17 protein-coding genes are annotated in these 23,101 nt (G+C 71.3%); 16 read left to right on the top strand and 1 reads right to left on the bottom strand.

What is annotated here, in order from left to right; all coding sequences use genetic code 11:
* Positions 1–131: 131 nt before the first annotated feature.
* The 8 genes from KBZ10_RS04465 to KBZ10_RS04430 all read left to right on the top strand — a co-directional run bounded on the left by KBZ10_RS04465 (position 132) and on the right by KBZ10_RS04430 (position 9,377).
* Positions 132–1,676, top strand: coding sequence for a gamma-aminobutyraldehyde dehydrogenase (locus KBZ10_RS04465; protein ID WP_210986170.1), 1,545 nt, complete (start codon positions 132–134; stop codon positions 1,674–1,676).
* A gap of 69 nt (positions 1,677–1,745) precedes the next feature.
* Positions 1,746–2,966 carry a spermidine/putrescine ABC transporter substrate-binding protein gene (locus tag KBZ10_RS04460; RefSeq protein ID WP_210986422.1) on the top strand — a complete coding sequence of 407 codons (1,221 nt, stop codon included), beginning with the start codon at positions 1,746–1,748 and terminating at the stop codon, positions 2,964–2,966.
* Between the two features lie 22 nt (positions 2,967–2,988).
* Positions 2,989–4,125, top strand: a complete 1,137-nt coding sequence (locus KBZ10_RS04455; protein WP_210986169.1) for an ABC transporter ATP-binding protein — start codon at positions 2,989–2,991, stop codon at positions 4,123–4,125.
* A complete protein-coding gene (locus KBZ10_RS04450; protein WP_210986168.1) occupies positions 4,122–5,075 on the top strand; it encodes an ABC transporter permease in 954 nt (317 codons plus the stop codon). The genes KBZ10_RS04455 and KBZ10_RS04450 overlap by 4 nt, the downstream gene beginning before the upstream one ends.
* A complete protein-coding gene (locus KBZ10_RS04445) occupies positions 5,075–5,896 on the top strand; it encodes an ABC transporter permease (protein ID WP_210986167.1) in 822 nt (273 codons plus the stop codon). Before KBZ10_RS04450 ends, KBZ10_RS04445 begins: the two co-directional genes overlap by 1 nt.
* 22 nt (positions 5,897–5,918) lie before the next feature.
* Entirely contained in the window at positions 5,919–7,352 is a 1,434-nt protein-coding gene (locus KBZ10_RS04440; protein WP_210986166.1) for an FAD-dependent oxidoreductase, read from the top strand.
* Between the two features lie 181 nt (positions 7,353–7,533).
* Positions 7,534–8,013, top strand: a complete 480-nt coding sequence (locus tag KBZ10_RS04435) for an Lrp/AsnC family transcriptional regulator (RefSeq protein ID WP_210986165.1) — start codon at positions 7,534–7,536, stop codon at positions 8,011–8,013.
* The gene (locus KBZ10_RS04430) at positions 7,998–9,377 is read left to right on the top strand and encodes an aspartate aminotransferase family protein (RefSeq protein ID WP_210986421.1); all 1,380 of its coding nucleotides are present in this window, start codon (positions 7,998–8,000) and stop codon (positions 9,375–9,377) included. Before KBZ10_RS04435 ends, KBZ10_RS04430 begins: the two co-directional genes overlap by 16 nt.
* Before the next feature lie 41 nt (positions 9,378–9,418).
* On the opposite strand, the gene KBZ10_RS04425 is transcribed toward KBZ10_RS04430, so the two are convergent.
* Complete coding sequence (locus KBZ10_RS04425; RefSeq protein ID WP_210986164.1) at positions 9,419–9,610, bottom strand: hypothetical protein; 192 nt, start codon at positions 9,608–9,610, stop codon at positions 9,419–9,421.
* A 207-nt stretch (positions 9,611–9,817) separates the two neighbouring features.
* Between KBZ10_RS04425 and KBZ10_RS04420 the strand changes: the two genes are divergently transcribed.
* The 8 genes from KBZ10_RS04420 to KBZ10_RS04385 are packed head-to-tail and all read left to right on the top strand — an operon-like array spanning position 9,818 to position 22,956.
* Positions 9,818–10,264 carry a hypothetical protein gene (locus KBZ10_RS04420; RefSeq protein ID WP_210986163.1) on the top strand — a complete coding sequence of 149 codons (447 nt, stop codon included), beginning with the start codon at positions 9,818–9,820 and terminating at the stop codon, positions 10,262–10,264.
* A 14-nt stretch (positions 10,265–10,278) separates the two neighbouring features.
* Positions 10,279–12,315 (top strand): Hsp70 family protein, encoded by a 2,037-nt coding sequence (locus KBZ10_RS04415; protein ID WP_210986162.1) that lies wholly within the window; start codon positions 10,279–10,281, stop codon positions 12,313–12,315.
* Positions 12,296–13,801 carry a hypothetical protein gene (locus tag KBZ10_RS04410; protein ID WP_210986161.1) on the top strand — a complete coding sequence of 502 codons (1,506 nt, stop codon included), beginning with the start codon at positions 12,296–12,298 and terminating at the stop codon, positions 13,799–13,801. The genes KBZ10_RS04415 and KBZ10_RS04410 overlap by 20 nt, the downstream gene beginning before the upstream one ends.
* Complete coding sequence (locus tag KBZ10_RS04405; protein WP_210986160.1) at positions 13,798–15,390, top strand: hypothetical protein; 1,593 nt, start codon at positions 13,798–13,800, stop codon at positions 15,388–15,390. The genes KBZ10_RS04410 and KBZ10_RS04405 overlap by 4 nt, the downstream gene beginning before the upstream one ends.
* Positions 15,383–15,661, top strand: a complete 279-nt coding sequence (locus tag KBZ10_RS04400; protein WP_210986159.1) for a hypothetical protein — start codon at positions 15,383–15,385, stop codon at positions 15,659–15,661. The genes KBZ10_RS04405 and KBZ10_RS04400 overlap by 8 nt, the downstream gene beginning before the upstream one ends.
* 10 nt (positions 15,662–15,671) lie before the next feature.
* A complete protein-coding gene (locus KBZ10_RS04395) occupies positions 15,672–17,543 on the top strand; it encodes a tetratricopeptide repeat protein (protein ID WP_210986158.1) in 1,872 nt (623 codons plus the stop codon).
* Positions 17,540–19,279: a toll/interleukin-1 receptor domain-containing protein gene (locus KBZ10_RS04390; protein ID WP_210986157.1), complete on the top strand. Its 1,740-nt coding sequence runs from the start codon at positions 17,540–17,542 to the stop codon at positions 19,277–19,279. The genes KBZ10_RS04395 and KBZ10_RS04390 overlap by 4 nt, the downstream gene beginning before the upstream one ends.
* The gene (locus KBZ10_RS04385) at positions 19,276–22,956 is read left to right on the top strand and encodes a hypothetical protein (protein ID WP_210986156.1); all 3,681 of its coding nucleotides are present in this window, start codon (positions 19,276–19,278) and stop codon (positions 22,954–22,956) included. The genes KBZ10_RS04390 and KBZ10_RS04385 overlap by 4 nt, the downstream gene beginning before the upstream one ends.
* Positions 22,957–23,101: the final 145 nt, after the last annotated feature.

Below are 23,101 nucleotides of genomic sequence, written 5' to 3'. Positions count from 1 at the left end.
GAATCACGATTTCGTTGCCGCAGGAAAATTCTGGAACGGAATCACTTGTTCAAACCCATGCTGACTGCCAGGATCGGCGCTCATCCCCGGCCCAAGCCGCAGCATCAGCGCAACAGCGGGAGAGATGTCCCATGGCCGACCAGCCGTCTCAGCAGCCGTCCGATCAGCCGTCGCCCGACGTGATCGCGCCCTTCGCGGAGGGAGCGCAGTACATCGCGGGCCGCCGCGCCTCCGGCACCTCCGGGCACCGGCAGGCGGTCACCGACCCCGCCACCGGCGAGCGGCTGCTGGAGTACGAGCTCGCCGGCCCCGAGGACGTCGACGCGGCCGTGCGCGCCGCCGGCCGGGCCCTGCCCGAGTGGGCCGGCGCCACCCCGGCCGAGCGCTCCGAGGCCCTCCACCGGCTGCGGGCGGTGCTCGACGGCCGGGCGGAGGAGCTGGTGCGGGCCGAGTCACTGCAGTGCGGCAAGCCCGTGCGGCTGTGCCGGGAGTTCGACGTGCCGGGCTCGATCGACAACGTCGCGTTCTTCGCGGGCGCCGCCCGCCGCCTCGACGGCATGGCCGCCGCCGAGTACAGCGGCGGCCACACCTCGTCCATCCGGCGTGAGCCGCTCGGCGTCGTCGGGTCCGTCGCCCCCTGGAACTACCCGCTCCAGATGGCCGCCTGGAAGATCCTCCCGGCCGTCGCGGCGGGCAACACGGTGGTGCTGAAGCCCTCGGAGCTCACCCCGCTCACCTCGGTGATGTTCGCGGAGGCCGCGCACGAGGCGGGCATCCCGGACGGGGTGATCAACGTCGTCAGCGGCGCCGGCCCGGGCGCCGGAGAGCGCCTCGTGAGCCACCCCGACGTGGCCATGGTCTCCTTCACGGGCTCCACGGCCGTCGGCAAGCGCGTGGCGCGGCTCGCCACAGAGGGCGTCAAGCGGCTGCACCTGGAGCTCGGCGGCAAGGCGCCGTTCGTGGTCTTCGACGACGCCGACCTGGAGGCGGCCGTGCACGGCGCGGTGGCCGCGGCGCTCATCAACTCCGGCCAGGACTGCACCGCCGCCACCCGGGCCTACGTCCAGCGGCCGCTCTACGAGGCGTTCACCGCCGGCGTGGCCGACCTGATGGGCATGGCCGTCCTCGGGGACCCGGCGGACCCGGCCACCGACCTCGGCCCGCTGGTCTCACACGCGCACCGCGACCGCGTCGCGGGATTCGTGGACCGGGCCCGCGCCGACGGAGCCCGCGTCGTCACCGGCGGCCGGACCCCGGGCGGCGCGCTCGCCGCCGGCGCCTACTACCTGCCCACCCTCGTCACCGGCGCGGCCCAGCACAGCGAGATCGTGCAGAACGAGGTCTTCGGCCCCGTCCTCACCGTGCTGCCCTTCGACACGGACGACGAGGGCCTCGCGCTGGCCAACGACACCCCCTACGGCCTGGCCGCCTCCGTCTGGAGCCGGGACGTCTACCGCACCGGGCGCGGCACGCGGGAGCTGCGGGCGGGCTGCGTGTGGGTCAACGACCACATTCCGATCATCAGCGAGATGCCGCACGGCGGCTACGGCGCCTCCGGCTACGGCAAGGACATGTCGGCCTACTCCTTCGAGGAGTACACCCAGGTCAAGCACGTCATGTCCGACACCACCGGAGCGGCCCGCAAGGACTGGCACCGCACCGTCCTCGCCCTCTGAAAGCCCCCTCCCACCCCCCTCCCCCCTTTCCGACGAACAACCGGAGGCCCCGTGAACCCCTACGACGGCATGTCCGAGCCCGTGCGCAAGGCATGGCAGCGCAGCCTCACCAACGGCCGCGCCGCCATGAGCCGGCGGCGGCTGCTCCGCGCCGGCGGACTGGCCGCCGGCGGCGCGGCCCTGGCCGCCTGCGGCATCCCGCCCGCGAAAGGCGGCGCGTCCGGCAAGGAGGAGCGCAGCGAGGACCGCTCGCAGCAGGAGAAGGTGCTGGCCTTCTCCAACTGGCCGCTCTACATCGACGTCGACGACGACGACGAGAACCTGCGGCCCACGCTGCGGGAGTTCCAGCGCGAGAGCGGCATCAAGGTCAAGTACATCGAGGACATCAACGACAACAACGAGTTCTACAGCAAGATCAAGCCGCAGCTCGCCGCGGGCCAGAAGACCGGCCGGGACCTGGTGTGCCTCACCGACTGGATGGCCGGCCGCATGATCCGCTCCGGCTGGGCGCAGCGCCTGGACCAGTCCAACCTGCCCAACGCGGTGACGAACCTGGAGGGCCGCTTCCGCGCCGCTCCGCACGACCCCGGCCGGCAGTACAGCTACCCGTGGGCCGGGACCGCGGCCGTCATCGCCTACAACCAGAAGGCCACCGGCGGGCGGAAGGTCACCAGCGTCGAGCAGCTGCTGACCGACCCGAAGCTCAAGGGCCGCGTCTCGCTGCTCACCGAGATGCAGGACACCATGGGCCTGATCATGCTCGGCATGGGCGCGGACTCGGCCTCCTTCACCGACGACGACTTCGACGCCGCCCTGGACCTCGTCCAGAAGGCCGTCGACCGGGGCCAGATACGCCGCTTCACCGGCAACGACTACATGGACGGGCTCAACAAGGGCGACATCGCCGCCTGCGTGGGCTGGGCCGGCGACATCGTGCAGCTCGGCTTCGACAACCCCGATGTGCGCTTCCATCTGCCCGAGACCGGCTATCTGTTCGGCACCGACGACCTGCTGGTCCCGGCCGGAGCACAGCACCGCGCCAACGCCGAGGCGCTGATCGACTACTACTACCGGCCGAAGCCCGCGGCCGAGCTGGCCGCCTGGGTCAACTACATCTGCCCCGTCTCCGGTGCCCAGCAGGAGATGCGGAAGATCGACAAGGAGCTGGCGGAGAACAAGCTGATCTTCCCCGACGAGGAAATGATCGCCAGGGGCCACAACTTCCGGCCGCTCAGCGCCAAGGAAGAGGAGCGCTACGAGAGCAAGTTCGCCAAGCTCATCGGCGCCTGAACCCACCGGAGACACGCACACCATGACGATCCAGCTCACCGGGGTCAGCAAGACGTTCGGCGGCTTCACCGCCGTCCACCCGCTGGACCTCACCATCCCCGAGGGCTCCTTCTTCGCCCTCCTCGGTGCCTCCGGCTGCGGCAAGACCACCACCCTCCGCATGATCGCCGGCCTGGAGGAGCCCTCCGCCGGGCAGGTCCTCCTCACCGGCACCGACATCACCGGGCTGCCCCCGCACCGCCGCCCCGTCAACACCGTCTTCCAGAACTACGCGCTCTTCCCCCACCTGGACGTCCACGACAACGTGGCCTTCGGGCTGCGCCGCCGCGGGGTGACGTCGGTGAAGAGCCAGGTCGCCGAGATGCTGGAGCTCGTCGAGCTCGGCCACCTGGCGCGCCGCAAACCGCACCAGCTCTCCGGCGGGCAGCAGCAGCGCGTCGCGCTCGCCCGCGCCCTCGTCAACAAGCCGCAGGTGCTGCTGCTCGACGAGCCCCTGGGCGCTCTCGACCTCAAGCTGCGCCGGCAGATGCAGCTGGAGCTCAAGCGCATCCAGACGGAGGTCGGCATCACCTTCGTGCATGTGACGCACGACCAGGAGGAGGCCATGGCGATGGCCGACACCGTGGCCGTGATGCGCGCCGGGCGCGTGGAGCAGCTCGGGGCCCCGGCCGAGCTGTACGAGCACCCGCGCACCGCCTTCGTCGCCAACTTCCTCGGCACCTCCAACCTCATCGAGGCGAAGGTGACGGCCACCGGCGGCGGCGAGGCCGAACTCAAGGCCGCCGGCAGCCCGCTGCGGCTGCCCTCCGCGCGGATGCCGGAGGGGACCGGCGCCGGGGACCGGGTGCTGGTCGGGGTGCGCCCGGAGAAGATCGCCCTCGCCCCGGCGGACGACGCCGGCGGCGTGCCCGACGGCCGCAACCGGCTCACCGGCCGCGTCACGGAGGCCAGTTACCTCGGCGTCTCCGTGCAGTACCTGGTGGAGACGCCCGCCTGCTCCCGGTTCGCCGTCTACCAGCAGAACGTGGAGCGCGATCCGCGGCTCGTCGCGGGCGCGGAGGTCGTCCTGCACTGGAACCCCGCCCACACCTTCGGCCTCGAACCGGGCGGAGACCCCGGCCGGGAGATCACCGCCGGCACCGGGGAGGAGGCGATATGACGGCCCTGGCCACCGCCCCGCCGCCGGGAACCGGCGGAACCGGCGCGGCCGGCGGAACCGGCGGCTCCACCCCGCCGGCCCGCGCGCCGCGCCGCCGCCTCACCCCGTACTGGCTGCTGCTCCCGGCCGGCCTGTGGCTCGCCGTCTTCTTCGTCGCGCCGCTCGTCTACCAGGCGTCCACGTCGGTGCAGACCGGCTCCCTGGAGGAGGGTTACCGCGTCACCTGGCACTTCGCCACCTACGCGGAGGCGCTGCGGGAGTACGGCGTCCACTTCCTGCGCTCCTTCGGCTACGCCGCCACGGCCACCGCGCTCTGCCTCGTCATCGGCTACCCGCTCGCCTACACCCTGGCCTTCCGCGCCGGGCGCTGGCGGAACGTGCTGCTGGTGATGGTGATCGCGCCGTTCTTCACCAGCTTCCTCATCCGCACCCTCGCCTGGAAGACGATCCTGTCCGACGGCGGCCCGGTGGTCGGCGCCCTGGACGCGCTGCACGTCCTGGACGTCACCGCCTGGCTGGGCCTGACGAGCGGTGACCGGCTGCTCGCCACCCCGCTGGCGGTCGTCTGCGGACTGACGTACAACTTCCTGCCGTTCATGATCCTGCCGCTCTACGCCTCGCTGGAGCGGATCAGCCCGTCGCTGCACGAGGCGGCCCGCGATCTCTACGCGGGGCCCGCCACCACGTTCCGCCGGGTGACCTTCCCGCTCTCGCTGCCCGGGGTCGTCGCCGGCACCCTGCTCACCTTCATCCCGGCCTCCGGGGACTACATCAACGCCCAGCTCCTGGGCTCCCCCTCGGAGCAGATGGTGGGCAACGCCATCCAGCAGCAGTTCCTCAAGGTGCTGGACTACCCGACCGCCGCCGCCATGTCGTTCCTGCTCATGGCCCTCATTCTCATCATGGTCACCGTCTACATGCGCAAGGCCGGAACGGAGGAGCTGGTCTGATGACCGCCGTGACCTCATGGGCGCCGCTGCGCTGGCTGCGCCGCAACGCCGTCGTCCTCGCCGGGCTCGGCACCCTGCTCTACCTGCTGCTGCCGAACGCCGTGGTGATGCTCTTCTCGTTCAACAACCCGGCGGGGCGCTTCAACTACCAGTGGCGCACCTTCTCCACGGAAGCGTGGACGAACCCGTGCGGGGTCGCCGACATGTGCGACTCGCTCACGCTGAGCCTGCAGATCGCCGTCCTGGCCACGCTCGGCGCGACGGCCTTCGGCACGCTCGCCGCGTTCGCCCTGGCCCGGCACCGCTTCCGCGGCCGGGGCGCCGCGAACGGACTCATCTTCCTGCCCATGGCCATGCCCGAGGTGGTGATGGCCGCCTCGCTCGGCACCCTGTTCCTCAACATGCGCGTCGGCTTCGGCTTCATCACCATTCTCATCGCGCACATCATGTTCTGCCTGAGTTTCGTCGTCGTCGCCGTGAAGGCACGGGTGGCGAGCATGGACCCGCGGCTGGAGGAGGCCGCCCGGGATCTGTACGCCGGGCCGCTCCAGACGTTCCTGCGGGTCACGCTGCCGCTGGCCGCTCCCGGCATCGCGGCGGGAGCCCTGCTCAGCTTCGCGCTGTCCTTCGACGACTTCGTCGTCACCCAGTTCAACGCCGGCCCCTCGACCGTCACCTTCCCCATGTTCGTGTGGGGCGCCGCCCAGCGCGGAGTGCCCGTGCAGGTCAACGTGATCGGGACGGCCATGTTCCTGATCGCCGTCGGCATCGTGCTGGCCGGGCAGCTCACCGCGCGCCGCCGCGAAAGGACCGCCCCATGACCACCCGCGGAAGGACCGGCGCATGACTCCCCGCAGCACCCCCGCCCCGGCGGCGGACGCCGCACTGCACGCTCTGGCGGGCACCCGGCCCGTCCCCTTCTGGCTGGACGACCCCGCGCGGCGGCCCGCGGCCGCCCCGGCCCTGGTCGGCGACGAGACCTGCGATCTGCTGGTCGTCGGTGCCGGTTACAGCGGGCTGTGGACCGCGCTGCTCGCCAAGGAGCGGGACCCGGACCGGGACGTCGTCCTCATCGAGGCCCGGGAGACCGGCTGGGCCGCCTCCGGGCGCAACGGCGGCTTCTGCGCGGCGTCCCTCACCCACGGCCTGGCCAACGGCGCCGCCCGCTGGCCGGGGGAGATCGCCGAACTGGAGAAGCTGGGCCGGGCCAACCTCGACGCCATCGAGCAGGCCGTGCAACGGTACGCGCTCGACTGCGACTTCGAACGCACCGGCGAGATCGACGTCGCCACCGAACCCCACCAGATCGCCGAACTGCGCGAGACGGCCGAGGAGGCCGAGCGGCTGGGCCTGGGCGGCCTCACCTTCCTCGACCGCGACGCCGTCCGCGCCGAGGTGGACTCCCCCGCGGTCCTGGCCGGCCTGTGGGACCGCGACGGCGTGGCCCTCCTCAACCCGGCCCGCCTGGCCTGGGGGCTGCGGCGGGCCTGCCTGGAGGCGGGCGTCCGCCTCTACGAGCACACCCCCGCCGAGGCGCTCGCGGCCGAGGGCGAGCGCATGGCCGTGCGCACCCCCTACGGGCGGGTGCGGGCGCGGCGGGTCGCGCTCGGCACCAACGCCTTCCCGTCCCTGCTGCGGCGGGTGCGCCCGTACATCGTCCCCGTCTACGACTACGCGCTGATGACCGAACCGCTCAGCGCCGCACAGCTCGCCGCGATCGGCTGGCGGGGGCGGCAGGGGCTCAGCGACAGCGCGAACCACTTCCACTACTTCCGCCGCACCGCCGACGACCGCATCCTGTGGGGCGGTTACGACGTGCTGTACCACTACGGCAGCCGCATCCATCCCGACTACGACCAGCGCCCGGAGACCTTCGCCACCCTCGCCCGGCACTTCTTCGCCTTCTTCCCCCAGCTGGAGGGCCTGCGCTTCACCCACCGCTGGGGCGGCGTCATCGACACCTGCTCCCGCTTCTCGCCGTTCTTCGGCACGGCGCACGGCGGCCGCGTCGCCTACGCGGCCGGCTACACGGGGCTGGGCGTCGGCGCCACCCGCTTCGGGGCGGAGGTGATGCTGGACCTGCTGGCCGGCGAGGAGACCGAGCGCACCGCGCTGGAGATGGTCCGCACGAAGCCGCTGCCCTTCCCGCCGGAGCCGGTGCGCTGGGCGGGGATCGGCATCACGCAGTGGTCGCTGGCCCGCTCCGACGCCCGCGGAGGACACCGCAACCTGTGGCTGCGGGCGCTGGACCGGATGGGGCTGGGCTTCGACAGCTGACAGCTGACAGCCGGCGGCAGGCGGCAGGCGGCAGCGCCCTCCGCCACAGAGCCCTCGGAACCACGAATACGACCGACCAACCACCAAACACCTCCGGAATTAGTTGCCAAACAAGCAATCTGGCACTGATTACGTCGCCAGAGGGTTGCGCGACGGAGGCCCTCCGAGGGAGAGTGAGGCCATGGCCCGTGATGACAAGAAAGCGAACGGCGGCCCGGCGTTGGACGCCGTGTCGCTCGCCATCGTCGAACAGCTCCAGGAGGACGGGCGCCGCCCGTACGCCGCCATCGGCAAGGCCGTCGGCCTGTCCGAGGCGGCGGTACGCCAGCGGGTCCAGAAGCTGCTCGAACAGGGCGCCATGCAGATCGTCGCCGTCACCGATCCGCTGACCGTCGGCCTGCTGCGGCAGGCGATGCTCGGCATAAACGTCGAGGGCGATCTCGAACCGGTGGCCGACGCGCTCGCCGAGATGGAGGAGGTCGCCTACGCCGTCATCACGGCGGGCTCCTTCGACCTCATCGTGGAGGTCGTCTGCGAGGACGACGCCCACCTGCACGAAGTCATCAACAAGCGGATCCGGACGCTGCCCGGCGTGCGCTCCACCGAGAGCTTCGTCTACCTCAAGCTGCGGAAGCAGACCTACACCTGGGGAACCCGATAACCGTGAGCAAGGACCTGTCCCGAACCGCGTACGACCACCTGTGGATGCACTTCACCCGGATGTCGTCGTACGAGAACGCCCCCGTCCCCACCATCGTGCGCGGTGAGGGCACCCACGTCTACGACGACCAGGGCAAGCGCTACCTCGACGGCCTCTCCGGGCTCTTCGTCGTCCAGGCCGGGCACGGCCGCGCCGAACTCGCCGAAGCCGCGCAGAAGCAGGCCCGGGAACTCGCCTTCTTCCCCGTCTGGTCCTACGCCCACCCCAGGGCCGTCGAACTCGCCGAGCGGCTGGCCGACTACGCGCCGGGAGACCTCAACAAGGTCTTCTTCACCACCGGCGGCGGCGAGGCCGTGGAGACCGCCTGGAAGCTGGCGAAGCAGTACCACAAGCTCACCGGCAACCACACCAAGTACAAGGTGATATCCCGCGCCGTGGCCTACCACGGCACGCCGCAGGGCGCCCTGTCCATCACCGGACTCCCCGCGCTGAAGGCCCCGTTCGAGCCGCTGGTGCCCGGCGCGCACAAGGTGCCCAACACCAACTTCTACCGCGCCCCGGTCCACGCCGACGACCCGGAGGCCTTCGGCCGCTGGGCCGCCGACCAGATCGAGCAGGAGATCCTCTTCGAGGGGCCGGAGACCGTCGCCGCGGTGTTCCTGGAGCCGGTGCAGAACGCCGGCGGCTGCTTCCCGCCGCCCCCCGGCTACTTCCAGCGCGTGCGCGAGATCTGCGACCGCCACAACGTGCTCCTCGTCTCGGACGAGGTCATCTGCGCCTTCGGCCGCCTCGGCACGATGTTCGCCTGCGACAAGTTCGACTACGTGCCGGACATCATCACCTGCGCCAAGGGCATGACCTCCGGCTACTCCCCGATCGGCGCGGCGATCATCTCCGACCGCCTCGCCGAGCCCTTCTACCGGGGCGACAGCACCTTCCTGCACGGCTACACCTTCGGCGGCCACCCCGTCTCCGCCGCCGTGGCCCTGGCCAACCTCGACATCTTCGAGCGCGAGGGCCTCAACCAGCACGTGCTCGACCAGGAGAACGCCTTCCTCACCACCCTGCAGCGCCTGCACGACCTGCCCATCGTCGGCGACGTGCGCGGCAACGGCTTCTTCTACGGCATCGAACTCGTCAAGGACAAGGCCACCAAGGAGACGTTCACCGCCGAGGAGACCGAGCGCGTCCTGTACGGCTTCCTCTCCCCCGCGCTGTTCGAGAACGGCCTGTACTGCCGCGCCGACGACCGCGGCGACCCGGTCGTCCAGCTCGCCCCGCCGCTCATCTCCGACCAGCGCACCTTCGACGAGATCGAGCAGATCCTCCGCACCGTCCTGACGGAGGCGTGGACGAAGCTCTGACCCGCGGCCGGGCGGCGGTGAGCGGAAGCGGCAGCGGCGGCTCAGCCGTCTTCCTCCATCGGCGCCGGCTCGGCGTTCTCCATCCGTTCCGGCGTCCAGTACTCCTGGACGCCGGACGGGTCCGGCGGGACCTCGGAGACCGATGTCCCGCCGCCGTCCGCGGGGGCCGGGGCGGGGGCCTCAGAATCATCCGCACGGAGGGCGATCCGGCCGAAAGTGGGAGTGGGAGCCATGCGAAGCCCTTCCGGACCGCGTCGAATCGGGCGCCCCAACTAGTCCGAACCAAAGACGAGTTGACCCAAGCGCCCCTATAATCGACGTTACATCACGGCTATACGGGGCCGTGGCGCGTCTTTCAAGGCCGCACCGGGGAAGTACAGGCCTCGGGCCGCCTCCGATGCGCAGCGTTGGTGAACGTACGTGTAACGGGGGATGTGCAATTGCCTGTTTCCCACGCCGCGGACGAGGGACTGTTCACACTGCCGCTGGTCGTCCCACGGTCGACCGAATACACCCGCCTCGGCGTGCCCCCGGAGGCGACGGCCCAGGAGATCCGCGTTGCGGCCGGCCAGTATGACGCCCTGTTGCAGGCACGTGGCGCAAGCGAGGACGAGATCGTCGCCGCGCACACCGTGAACCTGGAGAACGCCGAGGTCCGCGCTGCACACGACGCGCTTTTTCCTCCGCTGCCGCTGCTTCGGCTCGAACCGACCTGGCAGCCCGTCCTCGATGAAAGGGCCACGGGGCTGACCGTGCTGCGCAGGGAGATCGAGGACTTCCTGACCGCGGCCGGCGAACCTGTGCACCACCCCATCGACACCACCCGCACCGACTTCACCCGCGACTTCACCCGCCTTCATCTGCTTGACGGCTTCGCCGACGAGTGAACCCGGAGGATCCCTTGGACGCTGAGCTGCACCGGGTCGTCGGCATCGACCTCGGCACCACCTACTCCGCCGTCGCGGCCTACGACCCCGCCGAATTCGCCCCCGTCATCCTCGCCGACCCGGAACTGGAGGGCACCGCCGCGGTCGCCACCCCCTCGGTCATCCGCATGGACCCGGCAACCGGGGCGCTGGTCGTCGGGCACGAGGCCAAGAACGCGATCAGCGGCCCGGCGGGCGCCGCTGACGCGCTGGTGGAGATCAAGCGCGAGATGGGCGCGGTGTTCGTCCCGGAACTTCTCCAGCGCTTCGGCGCCGCGGGCGTCTACTCGGTGGACGATCCGGTCCGGGCCAGGCTCGGCGACGAGTGGCTGCGCCCGCAGGAAATCAGCGCGCTGGTACTCATGCGGATGAAGCAGATCGCCGAGCAGACGCTGGGCAGCGACATCCACGATGCGGTGGTCACCGTACCGGCCTACTTCGTGGAGCGGCAGAAGAAGGCCACCGAGGAGGCGGCCCTGCTCGCCGGCCTCTATCCGCGCCAGCTGATCCCCGAGCCGACCGCCGCGGCCATCGCCTACGGCGTCGACCGGGCCGAGCCCGAAAAGCAGGTTTATCTGGTCTTCGACCTTGGCGGCGGTACCTTCGACGTGTCAATCATCGAGACCCGGAACACCGAGATCGAGGTCATCGCGACCGCCGGCGACCAGCGGCTGGGCGGCGGCGACTTCGACGACGCAGTCGCCCGGTGGATCGTCGAGCAGCTCGGCGAGGAGGTGGCGAAGGATATCGACCGGCTGCGGATCAAAGCGACGGCGGAGACCGCGAAGCGTGAGCTGTCCCTGCGCTCCGCCACGACCATCGACCTCGGCGGCAGGGCCACGCCCCTGGAACTCGACCGGGCCGGCTTCGAACGGCTGATCCAGCCCATCCTCGACCGTTCCCTGCACGAGGTCGACGAAGCCCTGGAGTTCGCCCGCACCGCCAAGGGCGTGCGGCGCGAGGACATCAACGCCGTGCTGCTGGTGGGCGGTTCGACGCGCATCCCACGGGTCAAGCAGATCCTGCTCGACTACTTCGACCAGGACGAGAACTTCGTACGGGCCGACGCCAACCCCGACACACTGGTCGCCCGGGGTGCGGCAATCGTGGCCAACCGGTTCGAGCCGACGGACGCGTTCGACCTCGCCAGCCGCCCGAACGCGGAGCGCTCCGCGGACGAGCAGGACTACACCGTCACTCTGATCACCGAACACACCCTGGGCGTAGGAGTCCAGCAGCGCCGTTTCAACCCGCTGATCTCGCGCGGCACCAAGATTCCGACCCGCCAGACGAAGACGTATACGAACCCGGACATGGCCGACCACATCGAAGCTGCGATCTACCAAGGTGAGGGCGAGTACGTCTACGACAACTCCCTGATCGGCACCATCCACCTCGACGATATCGAGCCCAGGGCCGAGGGCCACCACCAGTTCGAGGTCGAGTTCTCGCTGGACGTGAACGGGCTGCTCGGAGTGCAGGTCACCCACGCCAACACCGGGCGCGAGTACCAGGCGACCTTCGACCAGAGCACGACGATCGGCAAGATCGACGAACTGGCGGAACGGCGCGCGGCGTTGCTCGAACTGTACACAACGGTACGGCCGGTGGGCGCCGCGGTGTCCGCCCCCGCGGCGTCTTCGAGGCCCGGCGTGACGCCGGCGGGCGGGACGCCGGACTTCGCGGTTCCGCCGCCGGTGACCGCCGCGACGCCGAACGCGTCGGCGCCGGAATCACACCCGGGACCCGTCCTGAGGCCCAGCCCGGCCCCACCGTCCGTCCCGGCTCCCGCCTCCTCGCCGTTCACCGGCGTCGACCCCTCCGGCGTACCGGCCGAATACCGCCGCATGACCAGGAAGGCGCTGCGCGCGGCGCAGGACGGCGCCGCGCCCGCCGCGCTCACTGAGGCGCTCGGCGCCTTCCTGGACGCGGTGCGCGGCGGCGCGGCCGAGGACGCTCTGGACGAGCTGGCCGACCGGTTAGAGGAGGCCTATGACGACAGCCGTCGATGACCCGACGCAAGTCATCGAGAACGAGCTCGACGCCGAGTACGCCGGCATGGGCTGGTGGGGCTCGCTCTACCGCGCCCCGCGTCGACGCCGGTGGTACCGGCTGATCCCGGCCGAGGAGGTCAGCGGCGAGCAGCGGGCCGAACTCCTGGCCTGGCAGACCCGCCCGCGCCGTCCCGGCCTGGTGCCGGTGACACGCGAAGAGCACGGTGAGCAACGGCAGTTCGACGGCCGCTGGTTCCAGATCATCAGTTACGAGACCGACGCGAGCCGCAGCCTCGACGACGTCCTCGCGGACCCGGATCCGGCCCACCGGCTGGCCTGCGTGAGCGCCGCGCTGCGGGCATTCCCGGGCTGGCGGGACGGGATCGGCCCCGGCCTGGTCCCGCTGCCCGCCGACATCGTACTGGCCGGCCACCGCCCGCTGCTGCTGCCCCTGCCCGCGTGGGGCCCGGCGTCGCTGAGCGAGCTGTTCGCCGTGCCGGAGCGCCTGGCGCATCTGACGCCGGAGGCCGCCCGCGGCCTGCCGCCCGGCGGCCGGGACCCCGGGCTGCACGCGCTGGCTGTCGCGGCACTGCGTTGCTTCGAGTCGCTGCCGCACGGCGGTCCTGAGCGGCTCATGCAACGGGCCGCCTGCGCCTGGATGTTCGGCGGGCAGCGGGGCGCCGGCCGACTACCCGTGTGGATGCGGCGCGTAGAGCAGGTGCGAGCGGCCCGGGAGGCGCTGGGCGTCCTCACCGGTCTGCGCGGCGCCGGGCCCGGCGAGGCGGAGCCGGGGCGGCTCCCCGACATACTCGACACGGCACGGCATGCGATGGACCCGGTGACGACGGTGCGTTCGCTGCGGGACGCGGGGGAGCCGCGCCGGGCTCTCGGGCTCGCCCACGCCGCCCTGGTCGATCGCCCGGGCTACGACCTGCTGCTGCTCGCCGCCGAGATCGCCCGCCAGGACTTGCGGGAACCGCTGGAGGCACTCTCCCTGCTGGAACGGGCGGTGCTCGTCGATCCGGAGCGCGCGGAAGCGCACCAGGAGCAGCTGTCGATCATCGGCGCCCTGTCGCCGGCGGGCCGGGTCCGGCACGCCGGGGCCGCCGGCGACTCCTTCGCCGAACGGCTCAAGGCGACGGCAATCGCGGCCTTCAACCGCCTGCCACCCGGTCAACGGCGTGAATACGCGCACGACGTGGCAACGTGCCTCATCGGTCTGGGCGACCTGGTCACGGCCAACGCCTTTGTGCACCAGTGGCTGCATGACGGCAGCACCCTGATGTGGTGGCGGTTCGACCTCATGATCGACTACGCCGAGACCTTCCTGGGCCTCGGCCATCTCGACGCGGCCGGCCACATCTCGGAACAGGTCAGATCGGGCCTGAAGAAGGTCAGGGAACAGGGGCACATGGGCCGGGGCGAGATCCATCGACACGGCATCCGACTTGCCGACTTCGACCTCACCCTGCTGGCGGCCCGGCGCGGGGAGACGCACACATGACCACGATCCTGCTGCTGGGGACGACGCTACTGCTCTTCCTGTCAATGGTGGCCAACAGTCTGTACATCTTCGTCGTGCTGCCCAATCGCTGGAGGCGGCCGTACGAGGAGTCCCTGGCCCTGCTCGACAGCGACGACCGCGACGAGCTGGAGCAGGCCGACCGGTTGCTCGGCCAGGCGGTCAACGCCGGCCCCCGCGGCAAGGGGCTGTCTCAGATCCGGTTCGCGCAGGCTTATGTGCGGGCGATGCTCGGGACCTACGAGCCGGCCCGGTACGCCGCTGCCGCGACCGTCCTCGACGAACTGGTGGACGTCGACGGGCACTCGGCGCATACCGCCTACCTGGAACTGTGGGTTCAGTCGAGGCTGGAGAACCACGACCGTGTCGCCGACCTGTACGCCGAGCAGTATGAGCTGCTGAACACCCGTCCGCACAGCCGCCGTATCGCCGCCGCATCGCATCTCCAGCTGGCTCTCGGGCACTGGCGGCGGCGGGAGACCGACGGAGCGCTGCACCACTTCGACCGGGTCCGGGAGCTGGGCGAGCTCACTGAGCGCATCCCGCCCGAGGTGAACGACCTGCAGCTGGTCAAAGGCGTGCAGGCGGTCTTCGACGGGCGGACCGACGAGGCGCGGGACGCCTTCGCCAACGCGCGCCGTCGTAACGCTGAGCGCGGAGTGCCCACCGTCCAAGCCGAGTTGGGGCTGCTGGTCTGCGACTGGGCGGAAGGCGATCCCCGGCAACTGGCCGAGTGGCTGGACCGCCTCGCGCAAGAGGTCCGGCGCGAGGCGGCCGCCCTTGCGCGGGAGCCCCGGGAGGACGCCGAGGTGAAGGAGCGCCAACGCACGACGGAGCTGCTCCGTACCGGCATCGCCCTCCTGCGGCTGGTCGCGCTGGTCAGGGAATGGCTGCGGCGCCCCGCCCTGAGCGGGGCGCCCTCGACGGCCGACTTCGCGGAGTTCGACGAGCGGGTGAAGGCGGTGCGTACGGCGGATCCCGAACTCGGCGACGCCGCGCTCATCGGCGGGCTGGTCCACTACTGCTTCGCGCTGAGCCAGTCCGAGCGGGAACAGGCCCTCGCCGTGCTGGACGGCGGGACCGGACTCGCGAAGGGCATCATGCTGCCCGAGGTGCTGGACCTGATCGAACGGGAACGCGCCCTCGGGGGCGAAGGGGACGCCATCTCCCGCTACCTTGCCCTGATCACAGAGTTCCTGGACGACCCCGACCGCGCACCGGAGGACAGGGCCCATTACCGCAGACTGAAGGCGAAGTTCACCCGCTTCCAGGACGCGTACGGCATCGAGGACGAGGCCATGCCGACCCAGCGGGCCACGCCGGATGACCAGCGCCGCCGCTCGCAGGCACTGCGCCACCGGATCGAGCTGATCGTGTACCCGAGGGTCCGCGGTCTGCCCGACGACGCTCCGGCCAAACTCGCCCTGCGCGAACTACTCGCCGAACTCGACCGCGCCTCGGAGGTGTACACGCGGGGCGCCGAGGTGCTGTACGGCGCCGAACAAAGGCTCATCACCAGCACCGGAGCAATCCTGCTGCCCGAGGAGACAGATGTACAGGAAGATGCCTAGCCGACGGGCCGGGTCTGCGCCCGGACAGCTGGCGGGACTTCTGCCCGGACGGCGCCGTACGGCCGACCACCGGGAGCTGCTGGACCGGCTGCCGCCGGTGGAGTACCGACCCGCCGCTGACGAGGATCAACTCTTCGAACAGGCCTCGCTGGCCCGGGTGCTGCTGCTGATGGTGAAGGTCGACCAGGAGGCCGAGTACCTGCTCTGCCGCGAACTGGCCGAGCACGCACTCGGCACGGTGCCCGAACCGGGCGAGTTACCGGAGCGATGAGAGGGGGCACGTGAGCAGCACCGGCCGTGACCACACCTTTCAGGAGATCCGCGTGCGCCCGCTGCACGCCCCGGCCTTCGAGTTCAAGGAGCTGATGGAGACCAGGAGGTCCAGGGGCTTCACCGAACACGATCGCCGGCTTGAGGAGATCGCCCGCGAGACGGCCGCCCGGGCGGCCTCGGAGACGGCGCTGCTCCTCGCGCCTCCGGTCGCCGCGCTCGACGAGATGTCGCTCGTCCTCAACGACGGCCACGAGGACCTGCTGGAAGACGCGCGGGCCAACGTGGCCGACGGGGCCTGCGAACTCGCACTCGAGCTCCTGAGCGAGTACCTCCGGGCGCATCCCGAGCACCAGGAGGGGCGATACCTGCGCGCGTACTGCCTCTACCGCCTGGGCGGGCCGCAGCAATCGGAGGCGCTGCGGATCCTGCGCCCGCTGCGCGACGAGAACATCCCGGACGACCTGCGCGAGAGGGTCCGCGAACTGCGCCGCGAACTGCGCCGCCAGCTCACCCCACCGGAGATCGCCGCGTACAAGCACAAGGTTCGCTCCGACCCGCGGGGCGCACAGGCGGACCTGCGGACCTATCTTGAGCTGGCTCCCGAGGAAGGCACCGTTTCCTATCTCCTCGCCCTCGCCCAGGCGCGGGAGGGCAGTCTGGAGCCGGCCCTGGACACCGCCGAACGGGGCGCCGCCGAGGCGGACGTGGACCGGAGGGAGGTGGCAGCCCTGGCGCGCAGGCTACGGCTCGCGCTCCTCGGCCCCCATGCCGCACCGGCCGTGTCCGCCTTCAAGACCGGTGATCTCACCCGCGCCCGGCGCGAACTGCTGCGCGTGGACCCGCGCTGGCGCAGCAGTGTCGTGCTCGACGACTTCGACGCCTATCTCACCCTCCTGCTCAGCCGCCCCGGCTGGCGGGCCGCGCCCCCGGCACCGCGCCTGACCGCCGAGCGCACGGAGGACCTCTACTCGCTGATCGCCGAGAACGACGGGCAGCACGCCTCCGTGCTGATGCAGACGGGCCACACCGACCAGGCCGAGCGGCTGCTGGCCCACATCCTGTCCCTGCTTCCCCGCTTCGCCTGGCTCAACTTCCTCTACGCCGCCTGCCTCTACCGTCTGCGCCGCCACCCGGACCGGGCGGCGGCCTGCGCGGAGGTTGCCCGCACGGACCGGACCCTCCCCCAGGCCGACGAGCTGCTGAAGGCGATCAGAAGCTGGCAGGAGGCCACGGTCATCAACCCAGCCGTGGAGGAGTACATCGCCGCCATGGAGTCGGTGCGCGGCGGCGTCTCCGTCGACGGGCTGACGGCCCTGCGCCAGCGCCTGGTCACGCTGGAGCGCAGGCTGCCCGCGGTGAAGGGGGCGGCACGCACCGAAGCGGGCACGCGGGTCGTACTGGAGCTCGCGCAGGCCATCACCGAACGGATGAAGGAGATCGACGAGGCCACGGTCGTGGTTGGCCTGTACGGGAAGTACGACCGCATCATGTCTTCGGTGCGGAACGGCATCACCGGCACCGCTCAGGCCGACCGCTTCAACGGCTCCCTCACCACCCTGGCGGCCGAGATCAAAACGGCCCGCAAGAGCGCCGGGGAAGGCACCCGCGACCAGCTCGACGAACTCACCTTCCTGGTGACCGAGCGCCTCGACGAGCTCGAAGGGGTGATGGCCACCCTCCAGGTCTCCGAGCTCGTGAAACGCTTCAACGATTTGGCCCAGCAGGGGAGTCGCACCAGCCCGTACACCGTGCGCTCACAGCTGGGCGCGATCCTGAAGGAAGCGCAACGCATACGGCGCCGCGCCAGGCGCCGACTGGACTCCCCCAGCCGGACGCGTCTCGACGAGCTGATCGGCACCATCTCCAGGATCCTGCGATGACGAGAGCGAACCCCACGGAGCAGTGGGACGTGTTCATCAGCTACGCCCGCGAGGACTACATCCAGGCCAAGGACCTGCAGGACGCGCTCGGCGATTACGTCACCGCGCGCGGCGCGGCGCCCAAGATCTACTTGGACGTCTCCCGTACCAGCGGCACCCCCCTCGGCGCGGACTGGCAGAGCTTCCTGGAGGAGGCCCTGCCGCGCAGCCGCCATGTGGTGGCGCTCTATTCGAGGACGTACTTCGACAAAGACGTCTGCCAGTGGGAACTGCACGAGGCGCACAAGCTGAACCCACCGGAGGGCGGCCGGCTCATCCCGCTGCTCATCGATCCGGCGGCCAGGGAGAAGGTGCCGTACGTCGTGCACCGGATCAACTGGATCTCCGCGTCGCGGCCGCGCTGGATCGACGAGGTGGCCAAGGCCCTTGGACTGCGGACCGCTGAGACGCGGACCGTCTTGCGGTTCGGCGCGCCCCCCGCCGACACCGTGGCGGGCCACACACTACCGCCGGTGACGGTCACGGGCTCGGCGCCGGGAGGCGCCTCCCCGTGGCCGGCCGGCGGCGTGATCACGATCGGCACGGAACCGGAAGACGCCGACCTGACCGGGACGCTGACCGTGGAAGTCGCCCGGGACCGGGCCGTCTTCACGGATCTGGCGTTCGGGCGGTCCGCATCCGGGGTACGGCTCGTCGCGACCGCTCCCGGCTGCGACCCGGTCACCAGCGAGCCCTTCGAGGTGCGGGCGCGCGAGAAACAGTCGGCCTGGCAGCACACTGACGACCGCCCCGCCCTGCCCTCGCGCGGTCACCCGGTGTTCTTCCCCGGCGGCCTGGGACTGCTCGTACGCGACGGGCGGACCCTCACCGTCCACTCGGAGGCATACGAGGCCGTCGGCAGTGCGGAGTTGCGGGACCGGCCACGGCTGTGGGCGTACGGCGAGCGCTGTCTGGCCGTCGCGGACTGGTCCGGGCGGACAGTGCTGGCGGCCCCGGACGGGCGGATCCGTGCGGTGGATCTCCCGGCCTGGCCCGGCGCCCGCTTCAGCGTTCCGGGTGCGCTGGCCTTCGGCGCGGACGACGTACTGTACATCGGCACGTGGAGCGGCACCGTGTGGCGGCTGTCTCTCGGCGCGGAGAGGCCGGAGCGGGTGCTGGAACACCGGCGCGGGGTACAGGTGTTGGCGGACAACGGCGGGGGGCTGCTGGTGGGCGGCCTGGATGGAGGCCTCACCGTCTACCGGGGCGGCCGGGTCGCGGCGGAGCACCCGCTGGAGCCGGTGCTGCTGGCCATGGCGCGAGTGGAGGACTTCGCCCTGGTGGCCGGCGAGCAGCGCATCCATCGGCTGGACCTGCTCGGCGAACGGCTCCTTCAGGTCGACCAGCCGATCAGGGCGATCACCGGGACCCTGCCGGGCGGCGAGCTGACCGCGGTCATCGACGCGGATGGCCAAGGCGTGTGCTTCGACGTCGAGTTGGCGGTCCGGTACGGCTTCCGCGGGGTGCCCGGTGTCCGGCCCGTGGCGGCCGGGCTCGGCGGGCGGCTGCTGGTGCTGGAGAACCCGGACGGCTCCCACGCACTGGTGCGTGACGGCCGTACCACCTATGTGTCGGAGCACCCGATGACCGTCTCCGCGGACGGGAGCCGGGCGGCAGTGTCGGACGGGGAGCGGCTGCTGATCGTGCCGCCCGGAGAACTCGGCGGGACGGCGCCGGCGAGGGGCGGGCGGGCATGAGGAAACTCAGAGCGCTGGAGAACCGGCCCGATGTGCTGTGGCGGGCAGTCGGCGGACTGTGGTCCGCCCTGGAAGACGGGCGGCCGCTCCGCCGAGAGCAGTTGGACGCCGCCGTCGAGGGCTTCTTCCGGATCGGCGTGCATCCGGGAACCGACCCGGCGACCGCGCTCACCCTGCTGGTCCGTGCCCACCGACTGGACAGCACCAATCCCAAACACCCTTACCACGTCGGTCTGTTGTACCTCCGTCACGGGCGGCCGGAGGCGGCCGTTCGCTGGCTGACCGCCGCGGCCGCGCTGTCTCCCGCCAGCCATCGGATCTGGGCCCATCTGAGCCTCGCGCACCGGGAGTTGGCCGAAGACCCCCCGGTCCGGTCCGGGGAGCACCGGGCCCGGGCCGAATCGATCGCTGACACGATCCGCGAGGGCCGCGACGACTACGGCCCCGAGGAAAGCGGGGGCACCGGACCCGTTCTGCCACTGCTGCGGCCCGGGGAGTGCCGGTGGTCGGGCATCTTCGACATGAAAGCCGACAGCCGGCTGCGCGACCGGACCACCACCCGCACCAGGGACGCCCTCGCCGACGAACTGGAGAACATCGCCTCGCTGTCGGAGCGCCGCGGTGGCGGGACGGCCGCCTTCACCGTCCTCGCCGTGCAGTGGATGGTGAACGGCTATCCGTCCGCGACGGTACGACGCCTGGCGAAGCAGCTGCCGCAGGACGACAGCCCCGCGGCGCGGCTGCTCAACCTGGTCTGCGAGCTCTTCGAGACCGACCGCGCCGAACTCCCGGAGCGGCTCGCCGCCTGTCTGGCCGAGGGTCTGCTGCCCGACGTGCTCACTGCCCTGATCCATCGGCGGCGGCTGCTCTGGCGCCCGCTGCGGTTCCCGGACCTGGGCGCGCATGCGGCGGCGAGGGAGTTCACCCACGGTGACCCCGCACGCCACGTGAGGGCTCTGCAAGCGGCGGAGAAGGAGCTCGGCGCGGGCCCGCCGGATCCGATGCCGGACGTACCGCAGAAGGCCCGGGACGAGGAGGGGCAGGCGGCGACCCCCGACGAGCGGCTCGCCGAGTGCGAGCAGGCCGCTGCACGGCTGCAGGAGTTGATCCGCAATGTCAAGACACAGGCTCAGGCCCTGGTCAAGGGGAAGGCAGCGAGCAAGGCCGGCTTCGGGCGGGTCCCGGCGGACAAAGAACTGCTGATGCGGCTGGTGGACACCCTGGAAGACGTACGGATGGCCTGGTTTGGCGCCCTGAGAGAGCTCACCGGCACCGATCCCGCAGGGCTGGTCATGCCGTTCGAGGAATTCCAGAAGCGTGCCGGGGCGTGCGAGTTCAAGCTGCAGGAGCCGGCGACGAAGCTGCGGAACATCCTCAAGCGGGCCAACAGCACAAGGACCGCGCAGGCAGGAGAATGCGGGCAGACCCTGTCCGAACAGGCCCTTCTCCTCGAAAGACAGGTGCTCGCCCTGTGGGAGCAGCGGCCGGCGGGCGCTCCCGCCCCGGTGCCGCGGACGCCGGCGGCCGGCCGGTCCCGCTCCCCCGCGCCCCCGCCGCCCGCCCCGGCCGAACCGCCCGCCGACGCCGGTCCGTGCGAGCGTGTCGGCCACGCCCTCGCCGCCGCCGAGCGTCGGCTGGACGCCAACTTCGCCGAGGCCTGGAGCACGTTGGACGCCTATCCGCCTCCGCTGAGGCACCGGGACGCGGTCGCCCTGCTGCGGGCATACGTCGGCGGTCACCAGGCCGAGTCCGAGCTGCGGCTGGGGCGAACGACAGCGGCCCGGCGCCGCTGGAACATCATGCTCGCGGACGACCCGCTGCACCCGGCCGTGCTGCGCAACCTGGCGGTGGCGCACACCGGATCGGGCGATTTGAGCGCGGCCGCCCAGACCTGGCGCCGCTACCTGGAGGCGCTGTACCTCCGCGACCTGCTGCACGGCGACATCCGCCGTGGCGCCGCCGAACGCGCCGAGGTGCACCGCGTCCTTGCGGGCTCCTTCGGTACGGCACCGCTGTGCGCGACGCCGGCTCCCGACCGTGAACTGAACGACGACCCGCGGCAGGTACCGCCCGTTCTGGCCAGCCGCAGCAAGGTCACGCTCGCCACCGCCCATCTGCGCCTCGAAGAGCTCAACCACACCCTCGCCCACCGCAGCCCCACGCTGCTCCTCGGCGTCGGCCGCTCGGTCGGAGAGACAGAGCTGGCCGCCGCCCGGGACCGCCGTACCGCCGCCGTCGACACGGCCGTACGGGCTCTCCCGGTCAGGGTCCGGGAGCCGTACGCGAAGCTTTGCCGCCAGTTGGTCAACGAGGCGTTCCAGGATGCCTCGGGAACCGGTCCGCGCGCCCGCAGGCCCGTCGACGAGGGCGAGGATCAGGCGCACATGGAGTGGGTGCGCGGTCGGATCCTGTGGAAGCTGCGGATCACCAGAGCCATCACGGACGCGCAAGCCGAGTGGCCGCTCACCGAGTACTCCGGCGACGTGATCGGCAATCTTCGTCTGCTCGACAAACTGCCGTTGGACCCGGCCGACGAGGCAGTGCTGCGCAGCGTCCAACTGCTGGGTGTACAGGGCGATCCAGCGGAATTCGTCGCCCATCGGAACCAGCTCTCCGAGCTGGCAAGCGCGTTCGCGCTGCGGCGGATCTTCGACGCAGCCGAGGAGACCAGATCCGGGCCCGTCACGAAGGACTTTCCCGACCGGTTCCGCCGTACCGCCCGCTCCTGGGGCCGTAACGCGGACACCATCCTCGACCGGTACACGGACCGCCTCGACGACCCCATCGACCTCTACTACCCCTCAGCGCGTTCCGCGTTCGGTGTCCTGGAAGCGTCGGCCGTGCCCACCGACGACCGAGAGCGCGACCTCGTCACGGCCGCGGTGGCGGGACTTGAGCGCTGGGTGGAACGGCTGCCGGGCGCCACCGGGCCCGCCCGCGCCCTGGCCCGGCTGCTGGGCAGCCTCGGCCGGCACGACGAGGCACGGGCTGTGCTCGGCAAAGCTCGGGACGAAGCGTTCAGCGAGCGCGGACGGGAGAAGGTCGCCGTCTCGTCCGTGCGTGACTTCATTGCGCGCGAGGAGTACGCGGAGGCCGTCGCGCGGGTACGGGCACTGCTGGACAGCGGCTCCGGCGACGAGCGGTTGCGCCATCTGCTCATCGAGTCCTACAACCACTGGATCAGCTCCGGGACGCCGGTCCCCGAGGCGCGGCGCATCGCCGAGGACCTCGCCCGCTGGACGGACGGGGAGACAATCCACCACCGCCGGGTGCTGGTCGTCGCGGCGACCATGGCCCGGCACCGGGACCGACCGGACGGGCCCAGCGCCGACGCGCTCGCGGACGACCTGCTGGAGGTGTACGCGGCAGATCAGGGCAATGCAGAGGCCCGCTACCACCTGGTGCACGCCCTGTACGGTAAGGCCTGGCAGCTTCGCAAACAGATCCGCTCGACCGCGGGTGCACGGCGCCGCACCCTACGCGAACAGCTCGACGCCGTGCGCGCGGAGTGCGAACGCCATGCTGTGGGTCTCCTGGGCACGGGCGGACCCGGGGCGTTCGCCAGGCCCGATGCCGGGTCCCTGGAGCCGGCCCTGGACGGGGGCAGCCTCAAGAACGAGGAGCGACGGGCGAAGATGCAGGAAATCCTGCGGGCGGTGCGGTCGGCCAAGGGGTGAGTCGCGACGCGGCTGTTGCCGGTGCGGGTGCGCGAGGCGGTCGTACGCGGGGGGGCGGGCCGGACGCGGCGGAGACGGCGACGGGCCGGCGGCCGGCCTCCGGCGCCGATCCGCGGCAAGCCCTGCGGGGACGGGAAGGGGGCCG

This window comes from Streptomyces sp. F63 (assembly GCF_018070345.1).
Classification (GTDB): Bacteria; Actinomycetota; Actinomycetes; order Streptomycetales; family Streptomycetaceae; genus Streptomyces.
This window is presented reverse-complemented; position numbering and strand designations above follow the sequence as displayed.